Genomic DNA, 19,839 nt, shown 5'->3' with positions numbered 1-19,839 from the left:
TACACTCTGGGCCGTGCCCGAGTCGGTGGCCGGCAATCCCTCGCATTGCCCTCGCGCCCGCTGGTTGCCACAGCAGACGTATACGCGGATGCACCCGTCCGCCATGTGCCGTACCGCACGGCGCTTTAATGACTAGTCAGGAATCGTTCAAACATGGCGAAATGGGGGTTGAGGACCAAGTCCTTGCTGGCTTTGGCCCTTGCGTGCCTGATCGCGCTGATTTCCGCCGCGGCGATCGGCTGGCATGTCTTCGATAGCGTCCGCGAACATTTCGGCCGTGCCTACGTCGAGAACGTCACCCTGCTCAGCCGCCAGAAGATCCTGGCGCCCATCTCGCGCGAACTCGCCCTGTCGCTGCGCCTGGCCGATTCCGAGGTCACGCGCCGGTTTCTGCTGAACGAGGACGATGCCGCCACGCGCGAGCTGTTCTTCCGCGAGGCCGAGGGCTACCGCGGCGACCTGCGCAGCCAGTCGTTCTTCGTCATCAGCGCGCTGAGCAACCACTATTACTTCAGCGACAAGCCGCAGTCCACGCCCCAGCCGCCGCGCTATACGCTGTCGCCGGACAAGCCGGACGATGGCTGGTTCTTCGCCTCGGTGCGTTCGCCCGACCTGTACAACATCAACGTCAATCCGGACCTGCAGCTGAAGGTCACCAGCGTCTGGATCAACGTCCAGGTGCGCGACGGCAGCCGGGTGCTGGGCCTGGCCGGCTCGGGCCTGAACCTCAACGCCTTCCTCGACGAATTCATCACCAACAGCGATCCCGGCGTCACGCCGATGATCGTCGACCAGTCCGGCGCCATCCAGGCTTTCCACGATGCCTCGCGCATCGCCTACAACTCGGCCACCCGCGCCGACTCCAGCCACAGCAGCGTGTACGGCCTGGTGGGCGCCAGCGACGAGGCGCCGTTGCGCGAAGCGCTGCAGCGTGCCCAGTCCGACCCCCAGCAGGTACAGACCGTCTGGGGGCAATTCGGCGGCAAGCGCCAGTTGCTGGCGGTGGCCTATATCCCTGAACTGCGCTGGCATGTGGTGACGGCGGTCGACCTGAGCGCGGCCCGGGTGGCCGATGCCGCCTGGCTGTGGCCCGCCGCCATCGGCGTGGTGCTGCTGGTGGCGGCCATGCTGCTGGGCTTCGGCTATGCCGTCGAGCGCCTGATGCTGCGCCCGCTGCGCCGGCTGCAGCAGTCGGCGCGCGCCATCGCCGCCGGCCGCTACGACGTCACGCTGCCGCCTGCCGGCCAGGACGAGATCGGCGATCTGAGCCGCGCCTTCGGCGTCATGGCCGACAAGGTGCGCACCCACACCGCAGAGCTGGAAGACAAGGTGCGCGAGCGCACCCGGGAACTGGAAAGCGCCAACCGCGAGATGGCCGAGGCGCAGAAGAAGATCGGCGACTCCATCGACTACGCCAGCCTGATCCAGCGCGCCATCCTGCCCGACCGCCAACTGGTGCGGTCGCTGGGTGAACGCCATTTCGTGCTGTGGAAGCCGCGCGACGTGGTGGGCGGCGATTTCTACGTGTTCCGCTCGGACGGCCCCAACTGCCTGCTGGGCGTGATGGACTGCGCCGGCCACGGCGTGCCGGGCGCCCTGATGACCATGCTGGCGCGCGCCGCCATCGACCTGGCCATCGCCGAGGTCGGCCCTGCCAGTCCGGCCGCCGTGCTGGCCGCCACCGATGCCGCCATCCGCGCCATGCTGGCCGATGCGCAGTTGCCGCGCACGCTTGCCATCAATACGGACGCAGGACTGGTGTATATAGACTGGTCGAATCACCGGCTGGTCTATTCCGGCGCCAAGATTTCGTTGTACGCCAGCGATGGCGAGGTGTTGCAGGAGTTGCCCGGCGGGCGCCGCGCGCTGGGCGACAAGCGGCCGGGCGAATACGAGAACGTCGAACTGTCGCTTCAGCCTGGGTGGACTTACTATCTGGTTACAGACGGGTTCCTGGACCAGGCGGGCGGCGAACACGGTTTCGGATTCGGCAGCCGCCGCTTTGCCGACATGCTTACCCGGCATGCCCGGCAGCCGCTTTCCGAGCAGGCCCAGGCGTTCAGCCAGGCGCTGGACGACTACCGGGGAGCGCGGCCGCAGCGCGACGACATCACGCTGCTGTCTTTCCGTTTCGAATGAACCTGGCCACCAAGGTGTGACCGCTATGAATGCTTCCGATCTCTACGCCCTGCGCGAGCGCTTCGACAAGAATCGCACGCTGCTGTGCTTCAACGGCCCGATTTCTCGCAGCCTGATCGAAGAGATCGGCAATGCGTTGAAGAATTACCTGGATGCCGAGCACACCCGCCCGGCCGAGGCCATGGACGTGTTCTCGGTGTACATCGAGATGATCCAGAACATCCGCCAGTACGCCCTGCAGTGCAACGACGCCGAGGCCAGCGCCACGGTGGCCATCAACCGCCGCGACGCGGGCGGCTACGTGGTGTCGGCCGGCAACATGGTCGAGGCGGCGCACGGCGAACGCCTGGTGGCCATCGTCGACCGCCATGGCCGGCATGGACAAGGCCGCGCTGAAGGCGGAATACAAGGCGCAATTGCACAAGCCCCGCGTGCCGGGCACGGTCACCGGCGCAGGCCTGGGCCTGATCGACATCGCGCGCCGCGCCAGCGGTCCGCTGCAGGCCAGCCTCAGCCCGCAGATCGAAAACGGCCGGGCCTTCTTCAGCCTGAGCGTCGCCATCTAAATCGTCCGCAGAGTCCGATATGAATGATTTGAATCTACCCGGCACCCAATCCACTCCTTCCATCCTGACCGACGCTAAATCCGGCGTGCTGCGCATGGGCGGCGACTCCTATCCCGAGAACTCGTTCGAGCTGTTCGGTCCCGTGCTGGAGTGGGTGGAAACCTATCTGCGCGACAGCACCGGGCCGCTGCGCCTGGAACTCGAACTGCTGTACCTGAACACCAGCAGCATCAAGGCCGTCATGGAGATCTTCGATCTGCTGGAAGCCGCCCATGAGCAGGGCCGGCAGGTCAAGGTCGAATGGTTCTACGACATGCGCAACGAGCGCGTGGGCGAGCTGGCCGAAGAGTTCAAGGAAGACTGCTCGTTCCCCTTTGACGTGATAGGCCGTGAATGAAGCAAGATACCGCTGATCTCGAGCGGCGCGTCAGTTCCCTGCTGGCCGACCCCGAGTATGCAGGGCATCCCCTGCATGGCGCGCTGAGCGACCTGTGGCAACACACGTCCGACGTGCTCGAACGCGTCGAACGCATCACGCATCTGTCCGACGCCTTCCAGTCGATGGCGCGCGAGCGCGAGCTGGATATCTGCCGCCGTTTCGACCGCCAGTTGCGCAAGCTGTCGCGCATCGTGCGCATCTCCGACCACTACCAGAACATGATGCGCGAGCTGAATGCCGCGCTGAAGAATGCTTCCATCCACGACGAGCTCACCGGGTTGGCCAACCGCCGCGCGCTGATCGAGGTGTTGAAGGAAGAGACCGAGCGCGCCGCCCGGCATTCGCGCCGTTTCGTGCTGGTCATGCTGGACGTCGATCACTTCAAGCAGATCAACGACCAGCACGGCCACGACGTGGGCGACCGCGCGCTGATCGGCGTGGCGGGCCTGCTGCACGACGGCCTGCGCCAATATGACGCCTGCGGCCGTTGGGGCGGAGACGAATTCCTGCTGCTGCTGCCGGAGTCGGGGCTGGAGGATGCCAAGGCGATGCTCGAGCGCCTGGTGTGCCAGGTGCGCGAGTTGCGCGTCCTGGCGCCGTCCGGTGAAATCGGCTTGACGGTCAGCGTGGGCATGGCCCAGTATCGGCCGGGCGAGGCGTTCAACGATACCCTTACCCGAGCGGACCACGCGCTGTACAGCGCCAAGCAACAGGGACGGGATCGCGTGGCGGCCGATGGGCCGGGTCCGCTTCCGGTCGACCCCAATGCTTCGCCTGCGGAGTAGTCGATGTCCCGAGAATTGAACACCGATGTTCAGTCTGGCGAGGATGCCCTGCAATGGGGCGGCAAGGCGTTCCTGCAGGCCCTGGACCGGGCCATCCTGACCTGCGATTTCGACCTCGACGGCAACGTGTTGCGCGCCAATGACAACTTCCTGTCATTGGTCGGCTACACCCGCGAAGACATCGATCTGCTGCGTCACGACATGCTGTGCGAGTCGGTGCACGACGGCAAGGCCGGCGTCGGCGACGAGCGCCTGTGGAACCAGCTGCGGCGCGGCCAGCCCTTCACGGGCAACTGCAAGCTGCGCGCGCGCGACGGCTCGCCCATCTGGGTCGAAGTCACCTACCTGCCGGTGCTGGACGCCGACGGCGTGGTCGGGCGCGTCTGCATCCTGGGCCGCAAGGCCATCGCCGATGCCGAACGCCTGGAAGAAATCCGCCTGCTGCTGGGGGTCAACGACACCGGCAACGCCGTGGTCGTGTCCGGCGCGGACGGACGCATCCTGTACGTCAGCGACAGCTTCCGCCGCATGTTCGGCTACACCGACGAGGATGCGCGCAACCGCACCTTGGGCGAGGTGCTGGCGGGCGCCCGTCCCGACCGCGCCACCATGGACGAGCTCGAGCGCCGCCTGACCTTCCCGGCCGGCTACCAGCGCGACCTGCTGGCCTACGACCGCAGCGGCAAGCCGCTGTGGGTCTCGGTGATGGCCAACCCGGTGTTCGACGACCGCGGCCAGCTATGCAACGTGGTCGACGTGCTGGTCGACGTCACGCCCACCAAGGTGCACGACGTCCCGCAGCGCCGCGTGATGCAGGCCATGGTCAACGAGGTCTCGGTGGCCGAGGTGATGAGCATGGTGTGCCTGGAGGTCGAGCGCCTGGCGCCCGACGTGGTCGCCAGCGTGACGCGCGTCGACGCCCAGGGCTATATGCGTCCCCTGGCCGGCCCCAGCCTGCCGCTGGCCTACCTGAACGCGCTGGACGGCCTGCCCATCGGCGCGGAGACGCTGTCCACGGGCAGCGCCGCTTTCCTGGGCCGGCCGGTGATGGTGCGCAACATCGTCACCGATCCGCTGTGGGCCGAGCACCGCCATCTGCCGCTGCCGCAGGACCTGGTGGCCTGCTGGTCCTCGCCGATCAAGTCCAGCGACGGCCAGGTGCTGGGCACCTTCGACCTGTATTTCCGCGAGCCGCGCTGGCCCGACGCCTTCCACCATCGGCTGGTGGGCGGCAGCGTGTACCTGTGCGCGCTGGCGCTGGAGCGCGACGAAGCCCGCGCGCGCATTCGCCAACTGGCGTTCTACGACGAACTGACCGGCCTGCCCAACCGCAACCTGCTGCTGGCGCGCGCCCAGCAGGCGGTGTCGCACGTGGCGACCTCGGGCGGCGGCAGGCTGGCCGTGCTGTTCCTGGACATCGACCGCTTCAAGCAGATCAACGACACGATGGGCCACGCCGCCGGCGACGCGCTGCTGCGCGAAGTGGCGGGCCGGCTGGGCCGCCTGGCGCGTCCGCGCGACGTGGTGGGGCGCCTGTCCAGCGACGAGTTCGTGGTGGTCTATCCCGACTACGAAGACGCCCGCCTGACGGCCGATGCCGAGCAGATGCTGGAAGCCCTGTCCGAGCCCTTCACCGTGGGCGACGTGGCGTTGAAGCCGTCTGTCAGCATCGGCATCAGCGTCTATCCCGAGAACGGCGAGGACATGGACACGCTGCTGCGCCATGCCGACCTGGCCATGTACCAGGCCAAGACGGCGGGCCGCGGCCGCATCTCGTTCTTCAGTCCCGAGATGAACCGCCAGGCGCACGAACGCATGGCGCTGGAGGCCGCGCTGGGCGACGCCCTGACCAACGGCACGCTGCATCTGCAGTACCAGCCGCAGATCCGCCTGACCGATGGCCAGTTGTATGGCGTCGAGGCGCTGGCGCGCTGGACCCATCCCGAGATGGGCGTGATCCCGCCCGCGCGTTTCGTGCCGCTGGCCGAAGAGTGCGGGCTGATCCACCCACTGGGGGTGTGGGCCATCCGGCAGGCCTGCGCGCAACTGGCCGACTGGCGCATGGCCGGCGTGGCGGTGCCGACGATCTCGGTCAATCTGTCGGCCACCAACTTCCATGATCCGGAACTCATCGCCGTGATCGAAGAGGCGCTGGCCTACAACGGCCTGGCCGCGCGCGACCTGATGCTGGAGATCACCGAAGGCGTGCTGCTGGACGCCACGCCCGAGACGCTGGCCACCATCTCGTCCCTGCATGCCCTGGGCGTGCGCCTGTCCATGGACGACTTCGGCACGGGCTATTCCAGCCTGGGCCACCTGCGCCGTCTGGTGGTCGACGAACTGAAGCTCGATCGCAGCTTCGTACTGGGGCTGGAAGGCGACGAGGCCGCGCGCGCGCTGACCAGCGCCGTCATCCGCATCGGCGAAAGCCTGAGCCTGCCCGTGGTGGCCGAGGGCATCGAAAACGAGGAGCAGCGCCGTTTCCTGGTCGAACAGGGGTGCGCGGCGGGCCAGGGCTATCTGTTCTCGCCCGCGCTGCCGGCGGCCGAGTTCAGCGAATGGGTGAGGGCGCGGCAGGCATCCTGATGCGGGCGGGCCCCGACCCGTTCGACGGCGGCGGCAGGCTGCGCGGCTAGCGCGGCCCCGTCCTCGCCGAGTGGCTCCAGGCACGGCGCCAGCACCTCGGCCAGCCAGTCGCTGAAGGCCTGCACGCGCCGCGACAGATGGCGCCGGTGCGGATAGACGATCTGCACTGGCATCGGCGGTGCGGGCCAGTCCGCCAGAACCTCCACCAGCCCGCCGGCCTGCAGGTGCTCGCGCACGTCGAAGGCCGGGATCTGGATCAGCCCCGTGCCGGCCAGGCAGCAGGCAATGTAGGTCTCGGCGTTGTTGGCCGAGACCTGGGCGCGCATCGTCTGGGTCCGGAGCCGGCCGTGCTCCACCCATTCCCAGGGCGCCATCCGCGCGCCGCCCGGCGGGGCATAGTTGACCGCGAGGTGTTGTGGCAGATCTTCCGGGCCGCGCGGCATGCCATGGCGGGCCAGATAGGCGGGACTGGCGCAGTTGACGAGCCGGAACACGCCCAGCGGCCGCGGCACCAGGGTGCTGCTGGCTGGCATGCCGCCCACCCGCAGCGCGCAGTCGATGCCTTCGTGCACCAGGTCGATGGCGCGATCGCTGGAACCCAGCTCCAGTTCGATGCCGCCATGGCGCGCGAGGAATTCCGGCAGGGCCGGCGCCACCAGCCGGCGCGCGATGCGGCTGGGCAGGTCCACCCGCAGGCGGCCGGTCAGAGCCTTCGCCTGGGGCCGGAACTGCTGTTCCAGTTCTTCGCTGTCCGCGACCAGGGCGATGGCCCGCTCCAGCAGCGCCTCGCCGTCCTGGGTCAGGCTCACGTGCCGGGTCGTGCGGTTGAACAGCCGAGCCCCCAGGCGGGCCTCCAGTTGCTGGATCGCCAGCGACACCGTCGGCCGCGGCAGGCCCAACTGGCCCGCGGCGGCGGTGAAACCGCCGCTGTGCGCAACCCGCAGGAAGATGCGTAGTTGGTCGATGCGGTCCATAGGCGCCAGATTGGTAGCAAATCCTGGATAGTGTAGGTGAGAATGGCTGGTTTATTGTCGAAGAATTGCTGAATACAGTCATGGAACCCTTTATCCACACAAGGAAGTTCCCATGTCCCAGCACAGCATCCAAGGCAAGGTCGTCCTGATCGCGGGCGGCGCCAAGAACCTCGGCGGCCTGATCGCCCGCGACCTGGCCGCCCAGGGCGCCAAGGCGGTCGCCATCCACTACAACAGCGCCGCCACCCGGGCCGATGCCCAGGCCACCGTGGCCGCGATCGAACAGGCCGGCGCCAAGGCTGTGGCGCTGCAAGGCGACCTGACCACCGCTGGTGCGGTCGAGAAACTCTTCGCCGATGCGATCGCCGCCGTCGGCCGCCCCGACATCGCCATCAACACTGTCGGCAAGGTGCTCAAGAAGCCGATGATCGAGATCACCGAGGCCGAGTACGACGAGATGACGGCCATCAACAGCAAGTCGGCATTCTTCTTCCTCAAGGAGGCGGGCAGGCACGTCAACGACAATGGCAAGGTCTGCACGCTGGTGACCTCGCTGCTGGGAGCGTTCACGCCCTTCTACGCGTCCTATGCAGGCACCAAGGCGCCGGTCGAGCACTACACCCGCGCAGCGGCCAAGGAGTTCGGCGCGCGCGGCATCTCGGTGACGGCGGTCGGCCCCGGTCCGATGGACACCCCGTTCTTCTACCCGGCCGAAGGCGAGGACGCGGTGGCCTACCACAAGACCGCGGCCGCGCTCTCGCCCTTCTCCAGGACCGGCCTGACCGACATCGAGGACGTGGTGCCCTTCATCCGCCACCTGGTGAGCGACGGCTGGTGGATCACCGGCCAGACCATTCTCATCAACGGCGGCTACACCACCAAGTAGGCCAGCCCGGCGCGGCGGTCTCTGCCCGCCGCACCGACCTCTGCTCGTTTTCCCTGATCCGCTTCGAAAGTGCGCCTCAGTACTAACCACTACGGTGGCGGCCCGCCCAGAGGGACGCCCGGCAGGCGTGGCCAGGCGTATAACCTGGAGGAATAGAACCAGTCCCCAGACGACTTTGACGCAATGTGTTTGCAGGCCTACCTTTCACCCCATTCGCATTGCACGGCCGCATCGGCATGCGTCTTCGACCAACCGCCGCCTTCGATTGGGGAATCATGAATCGTCCCGTACTCTCTGTACTTTCCGCTGCCCTGCTGGCCTCCTGTACCGTCCTGTCCGCGCAAGCGCAGGAGCGTCCGATGCTGCGCATCAGTTCCGGTGCGGCCGACAATGCCACGCTCGATCCGCATCGCGCTACCTCCACGGTGGACAAAGGCGTGGCCTCGGAAATGTTCGACGGCCTGGTGCGTTTCCCGCCCGGAAGCGCCGATCCCAAGAAGCTCGAGGCCGACCTGGCCGAGCGTTGGGAAAGTTCGGCCGACAGCAAGGTGTGGACCTTCCACCTGCGCCACGGCGTGCAGTTTCACGGCGGCTACGGCGAACTGAAGGCCGAGGACGTCGTGTACTCGCTGCAGCGCGCGGCCGATCCGAAGCGCTCGAGCTTCGCGGCGACCTTCGACCAGATGGAGAAGGTCGAGGCGGTGGATGACTACACCGTGCGCGTCACGCTGAAGTCGCCCGACGCGGGTTTCCTGGGCCGCGTGTCCGACTATCACGGCGGCAACATCGTCAGCAGGAAGGCCGCCGAGAAGCTGGGTGACAAGTTCGGCGGCGCACCCATCGGCACCGGTCCGTTCGCCTTCGGCGAACACGTCACGCAGCAATACGTGAAGCTGGTGGCCAACGATCAGTATTTCCGCGGCAAGCCCAAGCTGGGCGGCATCGTCTACCGCATGATCCCGTCGGACAGCGCGCGCGAACTGGCCTTCACCTCGGGCGAGATCGACGTCATGCAGGGCAAGCGCGAACAGCGCTGGGTCGAGCGTTCGGCCAAGCGCGACATGAAGGTCGACATCTTCGATCCCGCCGAATTCCGCACGCTGTACATCAACCGCACCATCAAGCCGCTGGACAACCTGAAGGTGCGCCAGGCCGTGGCCGCCGCCATCAACGTGGACGAGATCCTGCGCTACGTGGGCAAGGACGTGGCCGACAAGGGCTGCTCGGTGGTGCCCAACGGCTACCTGGGCGAGGACTGCGGCGCGGGCGGCTACAAGTACGACGCGGACGCCGCCAGGAAGCTGCTGGCCGAAGCGGGCTTCCCGAACGGCATCACGCTGAAATCGGTGGTGTCGAACATCTCGGCGCAGCAGCCCATCATGGAAATCATCCAGGCGCAGCTAGGCAAGGCTGGCATCAAGCTGGACATGGAAGTGGTGGACCACGCGACCTACCAGGCCAAGAGCCGCGCCGACCAGAGCGCATTGGTGTTCTACGGCGCCGCGCGCTTCCCGATCGCCGATGCCTACCTGAGCGAGTTCTACGACTCGGCCTCGGCCCCTGGCCAGCCGGCCGCCATGTCGAACTTCGGCCATTGCGCCGTGGCCGACCAGGAGATCCGTGCGGCGCGCGTCGAACCCGATGCGGCCAAACAGCTGGCGTTGTGGAAGGAGGCCCAGGCCAAGATCCACGCCGATGTCTGCGCCGTGCCGCTGTTCGGCCTGAAGCAGGTGTGGGTGCACGGCGATGGCGTCGACTACGGCTACAAGCTGCAAGGCGCGCTGAACCTGCAGCCGCCCGTCACCGAGCAGACCTCGATCAAGGCGAAGTGACCGTCACTGCCCTTTGAGCAGGCCCCGCGAGACCTGCGCCGCCACGGCGCGGGCGCAGGCGGCGAAGTCTTCCACCAGCGCCGCGTTGCGTGAGGTCTGCGTGCGGCACATCTGGAAGTGGAACTGAAGCTCGGGATCGAAACGCCGCAATACCAGGCGGCTTTGCAACCCATCGGCGAAAAGCGGATGAATCAAGGACACACCCATACCGGCGGCCACGAACTCGCATACGGTCGGCGCCGTGTCGGTTTCCAGCACGATATTGAAATGCGCGCCCGCCGCGGCCATCGCCTGGCTGACCAGCTTGTGCGTCTGGCTCTCGGCGCTGAAGCCGACGAAGGGCACGCCGTCCAGGTCGCGCGGCCGGATGACGCGCTTGCGCGTCAGTTCGTGATTGACCGGCAGGGCGCAGAACAGCGCATGCGGGAACAGCGGTTCGCGCTCGACGTAGGGGTTGTCGACACGGCTGCCCACCAGCGCCAGGTCGATGTGCTGCTTGGCCAGCCAGTCGCCCAGGAAGATCGAACCGCGTGTGCGGATGGACACGCGCACATCGGGATGGCGTTCGAGAAAGGCCAGCGTGACGCGCCGCATGAAGGTGCCGGACAAGGCCGGCAGCACGCCCACGATCAGGTGACGCTGCTCGGCGCGGCGGATGGACTCGACGGCCTCTTCGACCTGCCGCAGGCCCATGAAGATGCGTTCGACTTCCTGGTACAGCCGCATGCCTTGATGGGTGGGCGCGAGCTTGCCGCGCAAGCGGTCGAACAGGGACAGGCCGGTTTCGGCCTCGAGATGGGCCAGCAGCTTGCTGACCGCGGGTTGCGAGACGCCCAGCACCGCGGCCGCCTGGCTGACGGTGCCTTGCTCGATGACAGCCTTGAAGGCTTCGACCTGTCGCAGATTGAGCGCTTGCTGCATGCCGGGACCTGTAGTGTGCGCGGCGTGCGTGCCGCGCTGCGGGGCTCAAGATTACCGCAAGCACGCCGCGTGGCGCGAGGAGCGCGCCATGGCTGAGGACTACGACGTCGTCGTCGCCGGCGCCGGCATGGTGGGCGCGGCCATCGCCTGCGGCCTGGCCGGCTGCGGCCAGCGCGTGCTGATGCTGGACGGCGGCGACACGGACTTCCGCGCGGCCAAGGCCAATTTCGGCCTGGTGTGGCTGCAGGGCAAGGGCTACAACCATCCGCATTACCAACGCCTGTCGCGGCAGGCCGTGCGGCTGTGGCCCGAATTCGCCGCGGCCTTGCAGGCCGAGACCGGTATCGACCTGGCCTATGACCAGCGTGGCGGCCTGCATTACTGCTTCGGCGAGAAGCAGCTGGAAGAGCGGGCCGCGCGCATGGCGCAGTGGCAGCGGCAGGCGCCCGAACAGGCGCCGTGCGTCCAGATGTGGGACCGCGGCGAGATCATGCGCCGTTATCCGCACCTGCAACTGGGGCCGGACGTTTCCGGGGCCAGCCATGGCGCGCAGGACGGCCACGCCAACCCGCTGCGCCTGCTGGCCGCGCTGCAATCGGCCTTCATCTCGCGCGGCGGCGAGCTGCGCGGACGCCATGCCGTCACCGCCATCCGCCCGGTGGCGGGTGGCGGCTTCGCGGTCGATGCCGCGGGCGGCACCTGGCGCGCGGCGCGCGTGGTCATCGCCGCGGGGCTGGGTTCCACCGCGCTGGGCCGGCAGGTGGGCCTGGACGTGCCGCTGCGCCCCGAGCGCGGCCAGATTCTCGTCACCGAACGCCTGGCGCCCCTGCTGCCGCTGCCGGCCAGCGGCATGCGCCAGACGGGCGAGGGCAGCGTGCTGATCGGGCTGACGCAGGAACGCGTCGGCTACGACCTGTCCACCACCACCGACGCCGCCGTGCGCATGACCCGCAACGCCCTGCGCGTGCTGCCCGCCCTGGCCGGCGCGCGCCTGGTGCGGCAATGGTCGTGCCTGCGCGTCATGACTTCCGACGGCTGCCCGGTCTACGCCGAGTCGGCTGATTTTCCCGGCGCGTCGATCGCGCTTTGTCACTCCGGCGTGACGCTGGCGTCGTACCACGCGGGGCCTTATGCCCGCGCGTTGGCCCACGGCGCCGTGCCAGCCGACCTGGATGCCTTTCACCATGGACGCTTCGATGTTCCGCAAGCTGGATGACCCCGGCGCGCAGGCGCTGACCTTGACGATAGACGGACAGCCCGTGCAAGCCTCGCCTGGCGAGACCGTCGCCGCGGTGCTGCTGCGCCAGTCCCAGCCCGCCTCGCGCACGACCCCCGTGCACGAGAGCCCGCGCGCGCCTTACTGCATGATGGGCGTGTGCTTCGATTGCCTGGCGATCGTGGACGGCGTGGCCTCTACCCAGACGTGCCTGACGACCGTGCGCGAAGGCATGCAGGTCCAGCGCCAGATGGGCAAGCGGAGCGTGCAGCCATGATGCGCGAATTCAACGTACTGATCGTGGGCGCCGGCCCCGCCGGCATGAGCGCGGCCATCGGCCTGCGCGCCGCGGGCCTTTCGGTGATCGTGGTGGACGAGCAGCCCGCGCCGGGCGGCCAGATCTGGCGCGCGGTCGAAACCGTGGCGGCCACGCCCACCGGCGCGCTGCTGGGCGACGAATACCGCGCCGGCGCCGAGCTGGCCCGCGCGTTCCGCGCCTGTGGCGCCCTGTACGAGCCGCAGACGCAGGTCTGGCAGATCGAGCCGGGCTGGCACGTCTACATGAGCCATGCGGGCAAGGCTGAAGTGGTGCGCGCCGACAACGTGCTGCTGGCCACGGGCGCGCAGGAGCGTCCCGCGCCGTTCCCGGGCTGGACGCTGCCGGGCGTGCTGACGGTGGGCGCCGCGCAGATCCTGCTGAAGACCTCGCGCCAGGTGCCCGCGCAGCCCGTGTGGGTGGCTGGCAGCGGTCCGTTGCCGTTGCTGTACATGGCGCAGTTGCTGCGCGCCGGCGGCCGCATCGCCGGCTGGCTGGACACCTCGCCGCCCGATGCGTGGAAGCGCGCCTTGCCGCACCTGTCGGCCGCGCTGCGCGGCTGGCCCGAACTGCGCAAGGGCCTGGGCTGGCTGGGCGAGCTCAAGCGCGCCGGCGTGCCACGCGTGCGCGGCGTGACGCAGTTCCGCGCCTCGGGCGATGGCCGCCTGCAGGAGATCGAATACACCACGCGCGACGGCAAGACCGAGCGCAAGCCCGCGCAGGTGTTGCTGGCGCACGAGGGCGTGGTGCCGTCCATCCACATGACGCGCGCGCTGGAGTGCGCGCATCAGTGGAACGATGCGCAGGCCTGCATGGCGCCCGAGCTGGACGCGTGGGGCCAGACCAGCCAGGCCGGCGTGTTCGTGGCCGGCGACGGCGCGGGCATCGGCGGCGCCAAGGCTGCCACCGTGCGTGGCGAGCTGGCCGCCATCGGCATCGCCTTGCGCGCCGGCGCCATCACCGAGGCCGACGCCCGGCGCCGCGCCGAACCGCTGCGCGCCAGGCTGGCGGGCGACCTGAACCTGCGTCCCATGCTGGACGCCATGTATCCGCCGCGCGCCAGCGTGATCGCGCCGTCGGACGACACCATCGTGTGCCGCTGCGAGGAGCTGACCGCGGGCGAGATCCGCCGCGCCGCGCGCATCGGCCAGCCCGGTCCCAACCAGATCAAGTCGTACACCCGAGCGGGCATGGGCCCGTGCCAGGGCCGCCAGTGCGGCTACACCATCGCCCACATCGTGGCGGCCGAGCAGGGCAGGCCCGTGGCCGAGGTCGGCTTCTACCGCATTCGTCCGCCGCTCAAGCCGCTGACGCTGGGCGAGCTGGCCAGCCTGGATGTGGATGGGGGGCAGCAATGAGTACTGCGACGCAGGACGTCGTTGTCATCGGCGGTGGTCTGCACGGGCTGTCGGCCGCGCTGCATCTGGCGCGCGCGGGCAGGCGCGTCGTCGTGCTGGAGAAGCACTGGGTGGGCCGCCATGCGTCGGGCGCCACCGCGGCGGGCGTGCGCACGCTGAACCGCGACCGCCGCGAGCTGGACCTGTCGCTCGAATCGATGGACATGTGGCATGCGCTGGAATCGCTGGTGGGCGACGACTGCGGCTTCCATGCCAACGGCCAGATCTGCGTGGCCGAGACGCCCGAGGCGCTGGCCAAGCTGCAGGCGCGGGTCGACGGCCTGCGCGCCGCTGGCTACACGCACGAAGAACTTATCGGGCAGGACGAACTGCGCCGCCTGCTGCCCGACCTGAGCCCGCATTGCCTGGGCGCTTCCATCGCCCGGCGTGACGGCGCGGCCGATCCGCATCGCGCGCTGCGCGCCTTCCGCCACAGCGCCGAGGCCGCGGGGGTAAAGATCGTCGAGCAATGCGGCGTGACCGCCATCGAGCGGCGCGGCCAGGACTGGGCCGTGCTGGCCGGCGGCCGCACCTGGATCGCACCGGCCGTGGTCAATGCCGCGGGCGCCTGGTCCGCGCGCATCGCCGCCATGGTGGGCGACGACATCCCGCTGGCCACCAAGTCCTCGATGATGATGGTCAGCGAGCGGCTGCGTCCCTTCATCAAGCCGGTGGTGGCCATCATGGGCCGCTCGCTGTCGTTCAAGCAGTCCGACCAGGGCACGCTGGTGATCGGCGGCGGCCTGCAGGGCATCCCCGACCTGGACCGCGAGACCTCGACGGCCCGCATGCGCGTGCTGTCCAAGGGCGCGCGCGCCGCCGTCGACCTGTTCCCGATGGTGCGCGACATCCGCATCGTGCGCGTCTGGGCGGGCCTGGAAGCCAAGACCGAGGACCTGCTGCCCGTGGTCGGCCCGTCGCCCAACGCGCCGGGCGTGTTCCATGCCTTCGGGTTCTCGGGCCACGGTTTCGAGCTGGTGCCCGTGGTGGGCGCCACCTTGGCCGATCTAGTGGTGCGGGGATCGACGAAACGGCCCATTCAGCACATACAGGCGCAACGGCTGATGCAGCCCGCCGCGCAGGAGAAGCAATCATGATGCGCTATGCCATCAAGCGCCTGTTGCTGGCCATCCCCACGCTGCTGGCCATGCTGACGGCCGTGTTCGTGCTGGTGCGGTTGGTGCCGGGCGATCCGGCGGCGGTGATGCTGGGCGACCAGGCCAGCGCCGAGGCTCTTGCGGCCCTGCGCGAGCGCCTGGGCCTGGACCTGCCGATGTTCCAGCAGTACCTGCACTTCCTGGGCGACATGCTGACCGGCAACTTCGGCGTGTCCATGGCCAGCGGCCGCACCGTGCTGCAAGAGGTGGCGCTGGTGCTGCCGTGGACCATCCAGCTGACCCTGGCCGCCGTGCTGATCGGCGTGGTCTTCGGCCTGCCGCTGGGCATCTGGGCCGCGCTGCGCCGAAACGCCTGGCCCGACTACCTGGGCCGCCTGCTGTCGCTGACGGGCCTGTCGTTTCCTGCCTTCGTGTCGGCCATCCTGATGCTGCTGGTGTTCGCCATCCAGCTGCGCTGGTTCCCGGTGATCGGTTCCTCGGTGTCCGGCGACTGGACCACGCAGTTGCGCAACCTGGTGCTGCCGGCCTTCAACCTGGGCCTCATCATGACGGCATACGTGATGCGCGTCACGCGCTCGTCGATGCTGGGCGTGCTGGGTGAAGACTATGTACGCACCGCGCGCGCCAAGGGCGTGCGGCCGTTGCGGCTGGTGCTGCGCCACGGCTTGCGCAATGCGCTGATCCCCATCGTCACGGTGGTGGGCCTGTACTTCGGCACGCTGATCGGCAACTCGGTGCTGACCGAGATCGTGTTCAACCGCCCCGGCCTGGGCAAGCTGATCCTGGGGGCGCTGAACGCGCGCGACTACACCCTGCTGCAAGGGCTGATGGTCGTGTTCGCCTCCTGCGTGATCGTCGTCAATCTGCTGACCGACCTGGTGTATGGGTTGGTCGATCCTCGGGTGAAATACCAATGAGCGCCGCTACCGCTACCGCTTCCGTCACGCCGCAGACCAGCGCGCTGTGGCAGGCCCTGCGCAGGAACCGCCTGTCGTGGGTGGGCATCGGCCTGTTGCTGCTGATCGTGCTGGCCGCCGTGTTCGCGCCCTGGCTGGCGCCGCACGATCCCCTGCAGCAGAACATCGTCTATCGCCTGGAACCGCCGTCGGCGGAGTTCTGGCTGGGCACCGACAGCTACGGCCGCGACGTGCTGTCGCGCCTGATCTACGGCGCCCGCGTGTCGCTGCTGGTAGGCTTCGTGGCCATCCTGATCGCCATGACGATCGGCTCCGCGCTGGGCATCATCGCCGGCTACGTGGGCGGCCTGATCGACCAGTTCATCATGGGCCTGGTCGACGTGCTGCTGTCGTTCCCCACGCTGTTGCTTGGCCTGATGGTGGCCGCGATGCTGGGCGCCAGCCTGGAGAACCTGATCATCGCCATCGCGATCACCGAGATCGCGCCCTTCGTGCGGGTGGCGCGCGCGCCCACCATCGCCCTGAAGCAGCGCGATTTCGTCGAGGCGGGCAGGGCGCTGGGCTACGGGCCGTTCCGGCTGATGGGCGTGCACATCCTGCCCAACATGATCTCGGACGTGGTGGTGCTGGGGTCGCTGTGGATGGCCTCGGCCATCCGCACCGAGGCTTCGCTCTCTTTCATCGGCCTGGGCGTGCCGCCGCCCGCGGCCACCTGGGGCAGCATGATCCGCGAAGGCTTCGAGAACATCCTGGACGCCTGGTGGCTGACGGTGTTCCCCAGCGTCGCCATCCTGGTCACGGTGCTGGCCCTGAACCTGCTGGGCGACGCGCTGCGCGACGCCATCGATCCCAAACTGCGTTCGGAGCGGTCATGACATCGATGATCTGTCTTGTCCCGGCCGGCGTCGAACCCCGCTGCCTGCCGCACGGAGATGCACAATGAACGCACCTGTCCTGGAACTGCGCAACCTGCGCACGGAATTCCGTGTGGGCGGCGCCTGGCATGCCGCCGTGCGCGACGTGTCGCTGACTGTGCGGCGCAACGAAACCCTGGCCGTGGTCGGCGAGTCCGGCAGCGGCAAGAGCGTGACCGCGCTGTCGGTGCTGCGGCTGCTGCCGCAGGCCGGCGCGCGCCACGGCGGCGGCGAGATCCTGCTCGAAGGCGAGGACGTGTCCAGGCTGCCCGAGCGCCGCATGGCGCAGTTGCGCGGCAACGCCATGGCCATGATCTTCCAGGAGCCGATGACCTCGCTGAATCCCACCATGACCGTGGGCGACCAGATCGCCGAGGCCATCCGCCAGCATCGCCGCCTGTCGTGGCGCGAGGCGCGCGCGCTGGCGCTGGAGGCACTGGAAGAGGTGAAAATCCCGGCTGCCGCCAAGCGCTTCGACGACTTCCCTCACCAGTTCTCGGGCGGCATGCGCCAGCGCGTGATGATCGCCATGGCGCTGGCCTGCAAGCCCCGCGTGCTGCTGGCCGACGAGCCGACCACCGCGCTGGACGTGACCATCCAGGCGCAGATCCTGAGCCTGTTGTCGGACCTGAAGACCGCGCACGGCATGGCCGTGCTGTTCATCACGCACAACCTGGGCGTAGTGGCGCAGATCGCCGATCGCGTGGCCGTGATGTACGCCGGCGAAGTCGTCGAGACCGCCGACGTCGCCACGCTGTTCGCGCGGCCGCTGCATCCCTATACCGAGGCGTTGCTGCGCGCCATGCCGCGCGTGGATACCGACAGCGACGTGCTCGAACCCATCCCGGGCAGCGTGCCGCCCATTACCGCCATGCCCCGTGGCTGTGCCTACGCGCCCCGTTGCCCGCTGCGCCAGCCGCGCTGCGAGACCGAATCGCCGCGCCTGCAGGACATCGGCGGCGGCCATCAGGTGCGCTGCCTGGTGCGCGCCGACCAGAATCAAGGAAACCCATGAGCGACCTTCTTCAAGTGCGCAACCTGGTCAAGCGCTTCGAAAGCGGCGGTGGCCTGCTGGGCGGTCCCAGGCAGGTCGTGCGCGCCGTCAACGACGTGTCCTTCAGCGTGGCGCGCGGCCAGTCGCTGGGCCTGGTGGGCGAGTCCGGTTGCGGCAAGTCGACCGTGGCCCGCACCCTGCTGCGCCTGATCGAGCCCGACGAGGGCAGCATCCACTTCGATGGCCAGGACCTGCGCCGCGCCAGTTCCTCGGAACTGCGCGCGTTGCGCCAGCGCATCCAGATCGTGTTCCAGGATCCGTACGCCTCATTGAACCCGCGCCGCACCGTGCGCCAGGCCCTGACCGAGCCGCTGCGCGTGCATCGCCTGGGCACGGCCCAGCAGATCAACGAAAAAGTCGAACGCACCATCCAGGAAGTCGGCCTGCCCGTCTCCGTGCTGGACCGTTATCCGCACGAATTCTCGGGCGGCCAGCGCCAGCGCATCGGTATCGCCCGCGCCCTGGTGCTCGACCCCGATCTGATCGTCGCCGACGAACCCGTGTCGGCGCTGGACGTGTCCGTGCAGGCGCAGATCCTGCAACTGCTGGAGCGCCTGAAGGCCGAGCGCGGCCTGTCCTTCGTCTTCGTCTCGCACGACCTGGGCGTGGTCCGCCACTTCTGCGACACCGTCTGCGTCATGTACCTGGGCCGCATCATCGAGCAGGGCCCCACTGCCTGCGTCCTGGACAAGCCGCTGCACCCCTACAGCCGCGTGCTGCGCGACTCGTCCCCGGTGCCGGACCCCCAGGCCCGCATCCGTCTGGCCCGCATCGAAGGGGAAATTCCCGCCCCGACGCACCTGCCGCCAGGCTGCACCTTCCACCCGCGCTGCGCGCGGGCCCAACCCCAATGCTCGGCCCAGGTGCCGCCGCTGGCAGGGCTGGGCGGCGAGCGGGCGGCTGCCTGTTTCTACCCGTTGGTGGAACAGTAGACGCAAGACAGATGCGTCGCCATGCGGCGACGCATCCTGTGGGGGGCGGGGGTCTGCACTGCTCTCATAAAGGATGAGCACGCCACTGCACGCAATGTTTTCCGCACCCCAGCCAGCAGGTGGAGTACCGCCTGAAACGCTGACCGTGATCTTCCTCCCTCCTCATTGACAGGGGAGAAGCACGATGCCATCCGCGATGCGCTGTCCCATCAGCCGCCGAATGCCACTGATGTGAGTCTTCGGCCGGGGTTGGCGCAGGCCGTGACGGCCAATTGGAGGGAGGGCAGCCGCGTAGCGGCCGAGGGCGCTTGATGGCGTGCCCGAGCCGACCGACTTGGCCGGCGCGGCCTGCGCCAACCCCGGCCGAAGACGCCTTCAAAGCGACACCCGCCGCGCCGCCTGAAGACGAAAACCCCTTCAATCAAGCATCCCCACCCGTCATCTCCGGCACCACCACCGCCGTCACCTCAATCTCCACCTTGGCCCGATCCTCGACCAGATCGGCCACCTCCACCGCCGTCATCGACGGAAAGTGCCGCCCGATGAGCTCGCGGTAATGCTTGCCGATCTCGGGATACGCCGCCACGTACTCCTGCTTGTCCTTCACGTACCACGTCATCCGAACGATATGTTCGGGCCGTGCGCCGCCTTGCGCCAATATCGCCACGATGTTCGCCAACGTCTGCCGAACCTGCAGCGCGAAATCGTCCGTCTCGAACTGCTGCAGGCCGTTCCAGCCGATCTGTCCGCCCACGAACACCAGGCGGGAGCCCGGCGTCATCTCGACGAGCATGCCGTTGGAATAGCCGCGCGGCGGCATCCAGTCGGGCGGTTGCAGAATCTTCAT

At 68.4% G+C, this 19,839-nt stretch carries 18 protein-coding genes and 1 pseudogene; 16 read left to right on the top strand and 3 right to left on the bottom strand.

Translation table 11 applies throughout. The annotated features are described in order from the left end of the window. Nucleotides 1-153: 153 nt before the first annotated feature. The 6 genes and pseudogenes from siaA to A7W11_RS19545 all read left to right on the top strand — a co-directional run bounded on the left by siaA (nt 154) and on the right by A7W11_RS19545 (nt 6,515). Complete coding sequence (siaA, locus tag A7W11_RS19565) at nt 154-2,139, top strand: biofilm regulation protein phosphatase SiaA (protein WP_156523168.1); 1,986 nt, start codon at nt 154-156, stop codon at nt 2,137-2,139. Next, nucleotides 2,024-2,440: pseudogene (locus tag A7W11_RS29090) on the top strand (DUF6272 family protein); the annotation flags it as partial. The gene siaA and the pseudogene A7W11_RS29090, both read left to right, overlap by 116 nt. A 67-nt stretch (nt 2,441-2,507) precedes the next feature. Continuing rightward, entirely contained in the window at nt 2,508-2,705 is a 198-nt protein-coding gene (locus tag A7W11_RS29085; protein WP_328587218.1) for a DUF6272 family protein, read from the top strand. Between the two features lie 19 nt (nt 2,706-2,724). Further along, nucleotides 2,725-3,102, top strand: coding sequence for a biofilm regulation phosphoprotein SiaC (gene siaC, locus A7W11_RS19555; RefSeq protein WP_066417507.1), 378 nt, complete (start codon nt 2,725-2,727; stop codon nt 3,100-3,102). Further along, the gene (siaD, locus tag A7W11_RS19550) at nt 3,099-3,929 is read left to right on the top strand and encodes a biofilm regulation diguanylate cyclase SiaD (protein ID WP_066417504.1); all 831 of its coding nucleotides are present in this window, start codon (nt 3,099-3,101) and stop codon (nt 3,927-3,929) included. Before siaC ends, siaD begins: the two co-directional genes overlap by 4 nt. Before the next feature lie 3 nt (nt 3,930-3,932). Next, nucleotides 3,933-6,515 carry a sensor domain-containing protein gene (locus A7W11_RS19545; protein WP_082887376.1) on the top strand — a complete coding sequence of 861 codons (2,583 nt, stop codon included), beginning with the start codon at nt 3,933-3,935 and terminating at the stop codon, nt 6,513-6,515. Here the strand turns inward: A7W11_RS19545 and A7W11_RS19540 are convergent. Further along, a complete protein-coding gene (locus tag A7W11_RS19540) occupies nt 6,446-7,489 on the bottom strand; it encodes a LysR family transcriptional regulator (RefSeq protein ID WP_082887375.1) in 1,044 nt (347 codons plus the stop codon). The genes A7W11_RS19545 and A7W11_RS19540 overlap by 70 nt on opposite strands. A gap of 112 nt (nt 7,490-7,601) precedes the next feature. On the opposite strand from A7W11_RS19540, the gene A7W11_RS19535 reads away from it, so the two are divergent. Together A7W11_RS19535 and A7W11_RS19530 are read left to right on the top strand one after the other, a co-directional pair. Then, nucleotides 7,602-8,375 (top strand): SDR family oxidoreductase, encoded by a 774-nt coding sequence (locus tag A7W11_RS19535; RefSeq protein ID WP_066417502.1) that lies wholly within the window; start codon nt 7,602-7,604, stop codon nt 8,373-8,375. A gap of 275 nt (nt 8,376-8,650) precedes the next feature. Then, a complete protein-coding gene (locus tag A7W11_RS19530; protein ID WP_066417500.1) occupies nt 8,651-10,207 on the top strand; it encodes an ABC transporter substrate-binding protein in 1,557 nt (518 codons plus the stop codon). A 3-nt stretch (nt 10,208-10,210) separates the two neighbouring features. On the opposite strand, the gene A7W11_RS19525 is transcribed toward A7W11_RS19530, so the two are convergent. Next, nucleotides 10,211-11,128, bottom strand: a complete 918-nt coding sequence (locus tag A7W11_RS19525; protein WP_066131495.1) for a LysR substrate-binding domain-containing protein — start codon at nt 11,126-11,128, stop codon at nt 10,211-10,213. Nucleotides 11,129-11,216: 88 nt separating this feature from the next. On the opposite strand from A7W11_RS19525, the gene A7W11_RS19520 reads away from it, so the two are divergent. The 8 genes from A7W11_RS19520 to A7W11_RS19485 all read left to right on the top strand — a co-directional run bounded on the left by A7W11_RS19520 (nt 11,217) and on the right by A7W11_RS19485 (nt 18,992). Next, the gene (locus A7W11_RS19520) at nt 11,217-12,344 is read left to right on the top strand and encodes an NAD(P)/FAD-dependent oxidoreductase (protein ID WP_066417499.1); all 1,128 of its coding nucleotides are present in this window, start codon (nt 11,217-11,219) and stop codon (nt 12,342-12,344) included. Further along, nucleotides 12,325-12,621: a (2Fe-2S)-binding protein gene (locus tag A7W11_RS19515; RefSeq protein ID WP_066417497.1), complete on the top strand. Its 297-nt coding sequence runs from the start codon at nt 12,325-12,327 to the stop codon at nt 12,619-12,621. The genes A7W11_RS19520 and A7W11_RS19515 overlap by 20 nt, the downstream gene beginning before the upstream one ends. Further along, a complete protein-coding gene (locus A7W11_RS19510; protein ID WP_066417490.1) occupies nt 12,618-14,018 on the top strand; it encodes an FAD/NAD(P)-dependent oxidoreductase in 1,401 nt (466 codons plus the stop codon). Before A7W11_RS19515 ends, A7W11_RS19510 begins: the two co-directional genes overlap by 4 nt. Then, entirely contained in the window at nt 14,015-15,154 is a 1,140-nt protein-coding gene (locus A7W11_RS19505) for an NAD(P)/FAD-dependent oxidoreductase (protein WP_066417487.1), read from the top strand. The genes A7W11_RS19510 and A7W11_RS19505 overlap by 4 nt, the downstream gene beginning before the upstream one ends. Further along, on the top strand, nt 15,151-16,092 hold the full coding sequence (locus A7W11_RS19500; RefSeq protein ID WP_066417484.1) for an ABC transporter permease: 942 nt from the start codon (nt 15,151-15,153) through the stop codon (nt 16,090-16,092). The genes A7W11_RS19505 and A7W11_RS19500 overlap by 4 nt, the downstream gene beginning before the upstream one ends. Beyond that, on the top strand, nt 16,089-16,967 hold the full coding sequence (locus A7W11_RS19495; protein ID WP_066417477.1) for an ABC transporter permease: 879 nt from the start codon (nt 16,089-16,091) through the stop codon (nt 16,965-16,967). The genes A7W11_RS19500 and A7W11_RS19495 overlap by 4 nt, the downstream gene beginning before the upstream one ends. Before the next feature lie 64 nt (nt 16,968-17,031). After that, complete coding sequence (locus tag A7W11_RS19490) at nt 17,032-18,021, top strand: ABC transporter ATP-binding protein (protein WP_066417474.1); 990 nt, start codon at nt 17,032-17,034, stop codon at nt 18,019-18,021. Next, complete coding sequence (locus tag A7W11_RS19485; protein ID WP_066417472.1) at nt 18,018-18,992, top strand: ABC transporter ATP-binding protein; 975 nt, start codon at nt 18,018-18,020, stop codon at nt 18,990-18,992. Before A7W11_RS19490 ends, A7W11_RS19485 begins: the two co-directional genes overlap by 4 nt. 421 nt (nt 18,993-19,413) lie before the next feature. Here A7W11_RS19485 and A7W11_RS19480 read toward each other — a convergent pair whose 3' ends face one another. Further along, nucleotides 19,414-19,839: a RidA family protein gene (locus tag A7W11_RS19480; protein ID WP_066417470.1), complete on the bottom strand. Its 426-nt coding sequence runs from the start codon at nt 19,837-19,839 to the stop codon at nt 19,414-19,416.

The sequence above is a fragment of the Bordetella ansorpii genome (assembly GCF_900078315.1).
Classification (GTDB): Bacteria; Pseudomonadota; Gammaproteobacteria; order Burkholderiales; family Burkholderiaceae_B; genus Bordetella; species Bordetella ansorpii.
This window is presented reverse-complemented; position numbering and strand designations above follow the sequence as displayed.

Bases quoted from the DNA above. Each gene is read 5' to 3' on its own strand.
- siaA (WP_156523168.1), top strand. From the start codon at position 154: ATGGCGAAATGGGGGTTGAGGACCAAGTCCTTGCTGGCTTTGGCCCTT.
- A7W11_RS29085 (WP_328587218.1), top strand. From the start codon at position 2,508: ATGGCCGGCATGGACAAGGCCGCGCTGAAGGCGGAATACAAGGCGCAA.
- siaC (WP_066417507.1), top strand. From the start codon at position 2,725: ATGAATGATTTGAATCTACCCGGCACCCAATCCACTCCTTCCATCCTG.
- siaD (WP_066417504.1), top strand. From the start codon at position 3,099: ATGAAGCAAGATACCGCTGATCTCGAGCGGCGCGTCAGTTCCCTGCTG.
- A7W11_RS19545 (WP_082887376.1), top strand. From the start codon at position 3,933: ATGTCCCGAGAATTGAACACCGATGTTCAGTCTGGCGAGGATGCCCTG.
- A7W11_RS19540 (WP_082887375.1), bottom strand. From the start codon at position 7,489: ATGGACCGCATCGACCAACTACGCATCTTCCTGCGGGTTGCGCACAGC.
- A7W11_RS19535 (WP_066417502.1), top strand. From the start codon at position 7,602: ATGTCCCAGCACAGCATCCAAGGCAAGGTCGTCCTGATCGCGGGCGGC.
- A7W11_RS19530 (WP_066417500.1), top strand. From the start codon at position 8,651: ATGAATCGTCCCGTACTCTCTGTACTTTCCGCTGCCCTGCTGGCCTCC.
- A7W11_RS19525 (WP_066131495.1), bottom strand. From the start codon at position 11,128: ATGCAGCAAGCGCTCAATCTGCGACAGGTCGAAGCCTTCAAGGCTGTC.
- A7W11_RS19520 (WP_066417499.1), top strand. From the start codon at position 11,217: ATGGCTGAGGACTACGACGTCGTCGTCGCCGGCGCCGGCATGGTGGGC.
- A7W11_RS19515 (WP_066417497.1), top strand. From the start codon at position 12,325: ATGTTCCGCAAGCTGGATGACCCCGGCGCGCAGGCGCTGACCTTGACG.
- A7W11_RS19510 (WP_066417490.1), top strand. From the start codon at position 12,618: ATGATGCGCGAATTCAACGTACTGATCGTGGGCGCCGGCCCCGCCGGC.
- A7W11_RS19505 (WP_066417487.1), top strand. From the start codon at position 14,015: ATGAGTACTGCGACGCAGGACGTCGTTGTCATCGGCGGTGGTCTGCAC.
- A7W11_RS19500 (WP_066417484.1), top strand. From the start codon at position 15,151: ATGATGCGCTATGCCATCAAGCGCCTGTTGCTGGCCATCCCCACGCTG.
- A7W11_RS19495 (WP_066417477.1), top strand. From the start codon at position 16,089: ATGAGCGCCGCTACCGCTACCGCTTCCGTCACGCCGCAGACCAGCGCG.
- A7W11_RS19490 (WP_066417474.1), top strand. From the start codon at position 17,032: ATGAACGCACCTGTCCTGGAACTGCGCAACCTGCGCACGGAATTCCGT.
- A7W11_RS19485 (WP_066417472.1), top strand. From the start codon at position 18,018: ATGAGCGACCTTCTTCAAGTGCGCAACCTGGTCAAGCGCTTCGAAAGC.
- A7W11_RS19480 (WP_066417470.1), bottom strand. From the start codon at position 19,839: ATGAAGATTCTGCAACCGCCCGACTGGATGCCGCCGCGCGGCTATTCC.